Genomic DNA, 2,442 nt, shown 5'->3' on the forward strand with positions numbered 1-2,442 from the left:
ACGCGCTACAAGAGCGTGATGCAGCGCTGGCCGGATTCGATCGCCAAGGGCGCTGAGTTCACCATGCCGGTGGCGAAATAAGCGGCAACGATGATGACGAGAACAGCGACAGAGACATTCGACTACATCATCGTGGGGGCCGGTTCGGCCGGCTGTGTCCTGGCGAACCGCCTGACACAGGATGCGGACGTCAGCGTGCTGCTGCTGGAGGCCGGCGGCAAGGACGACTACCACTGGATCCATATCCCGGTGGGCTACCTGTACTGCATCGGCAACCCGCGCACCGACTGGCTCTATCGCACCGAGGCCGAGGCCGGGCTGAACGGCCGCTCGCTGGGCTATCCGCGCGGGCGCGTGCTGGGCGGTTGCTCGTCGATCAACGGCATGATCTATATGCGCGGCCAGCGCGAGGATTATGACGAGTGGGCGCGGCTCACCGGCGACGATGGCTGGCGCTGGGACAATGTGCTGCCGCTGTTCAAGCGCAGCGAGGACCATCACCGCGGCCCGAGCGAATTCCATGGCGCGGGCGGCGAATGGCGCGTGGAAGGGCAGCGCCTGCGCTGGGACATCCTGGAGCGCTTTGCCGATGCCGCCGAAGAGGCGGGGATTCCGCGCACGGAGGATTTCAACCGCGGCGACAACTTCGGCGTGGGCTATTTCGAAGTGAACCAGCGCCGCGGCATCCGCTGGAACACGGCCAAGGCCTTCCTGCGGCGTGCGTCGGAGCGTCCCAACCTGACCATTGTCACCGGGGCGCAGGTGAGCGGGCTGACCTTCGACGGGCGCCGCTGCACCGGCGTGAACTATATCGGCGGCGGCCGTCCGCACACGGTGGCGGCCACGCAGGAAGTGATCCTGGCCGCGGGCGCGGTCAATACGCCGCAGCTGCTGGAGCTGTCGGGCATCGGCCAGGCCGAGCGCCTGCAGGCGCTGGGTATCCCGGTGCGCCATGCGCTCGCCGGCGTGGGCGAGAACCTGCAGGACCACCTGCAGCTGCGCTCGGTGGTGAAGGTCAGCGGCGTGCGCACGCTCAACACGCGCGCCGCGAGCCTGTGGGGAAAGTTCTGCATCGGCGTGCAGTACGCCTTCAACCAGAGCGGGCCGATGAGCATGGCGCCGTCGCAGCTGGGCGCCTTTGCGCGCTCGGACCCGGCGCAGGCGCGGCCGAACGTGGAGTACCACGTGCAGCCCTTGTCGCTGGACAAGTTCGGCGACCCGCTGCATGCGTTCAATGCCTTTACCGCGAGTGCCTGCAACCTGCGGCCGACCTCGCGCGGCAGCGTCCATGTCGGCAGCGCGGATTTCCGCCAGGCGCCGGTGATCGCGCCGAACTACCTGGCGACCGACGAGGATCGGAAGGTCGCGGCCGACTCCATCCGGCTAACGCGCCGCATCGTGGCATCGCCGGCGCTGGCGCCGTTCCAGCCCGAGGAATGGCTGCCGGGTGCGGCATTCCAGACCGACGAACAACTGGCCGAAGCGGCCGGCAATATCGGCACCACCATCTTCCATCCGGTGGGCACCTGCAAGATGGGCCGCGCCGACGACCCGATGGCCGTGGTCGACCATCGCCTGCGCGTGCTGGGCATCGACGGCCTGCGCGTGGTCGATGCCTCGGTGATGCCGCTGATCACGTCGGGCAACACCAATTCGCCGACCATCATGATCGCCGAGCGCGCGAGCGACCTGATCCGCGAAGACCGCCGGCAGGGCCGGGCGGCGGCGGAAGTCGTGGTGCAACCGGCGCCGGCGGCAGCCGCTGCAGGCGCCTGACATGAGCGCGCCACGTGGTCGCGGGCGGGGCCGTGACCGAGTGGCGCAGCCTGCTCATGTGCGCTTGCAAAAAAACTGACACTTGGTTCATGTTTCATAGTGCAAACCCCGATGTTTTGCGATGCAACAGGCGCACACAATAGACGCCTCACAGGGTGCGTCGGCAGCACATCGAAGCCATCGCCGCAACCTGCGCGGGAGCCGCCCCGCACCAAAACAGAAAGCCGCAGCAGGGCCGCAACCATGGCCAGCCTGGCGGAACAAGCGGCAGCAAGGGCCTACAAGGCCGGTTCGGACCATTGTCAGTGCCGGGCATCACCCCGGCAGTTCAGCAAGAGGGCGGGCAGGAGACATGAACCAGCTGGAAACCATCCTGGAAACGCGGAACCTCACCAAGGAGTTCAAGGGGTTCACGGCGGTGAGCGACGTCAACCTGCAGGTGCGCCGCGGGTCGATCCATGCGTTGATCGGCCCCAACGGCGCCGGCAAGACGACTTGCTTCAACCTGCTCACCAAGTTCCTGGAGCCGACCACCGGCACCATCCTTTTCAACGGCATCGACATCACCCGTGAAAAGCCCGCGCAGATAGCGCGGCGCGGCGTGATCCGTTCGTTCCAGATCTCGGCGGTATTCCCGCACCTGACGGTGATGGAGAACGTGCGCAT

At 67.0% G+C, this 2,442-nt stretch carries 2 protein-coding genes; both read left to right on the top strand.

Annotated features, from left to right (window positions below):
• The first annotated feature begins 93 nt into the window (after positions 1-93).
• Positions 94-1,776, top strand: coding sequence for a GMC family oxidoreductase (locus AC3WLF_RS31275; RefSeq protein ID WP_492321727.1), 1,683 nt, complete (start codon positions 94-96; stop codon positions 1,774-1,776).
• Between the two features lie 352 nt (positions 1,777-2,128).
• On the top strand, positions 2,129-2,442 hold a 314-nt coding region (locus AC3WLF_RS31280), incomplete at its 3' end, for an ATP-binding cassette domain-containing protein (RefSeq protein ID WP_492359306.1).

This window comes from Cupriavidus sp. FW306-01-F10A, from assembly GCF_058782785.1.

What these genes read in the sequence shown, in the direction of transcription:
- AC3WLF_RS31275 (WP_492321727.1), top strand. Translation starts at nt 94, where the DNA reads ATGACGAGAACAGCGACAGAGACATTCGACTACATCATCGTGGGGGCC.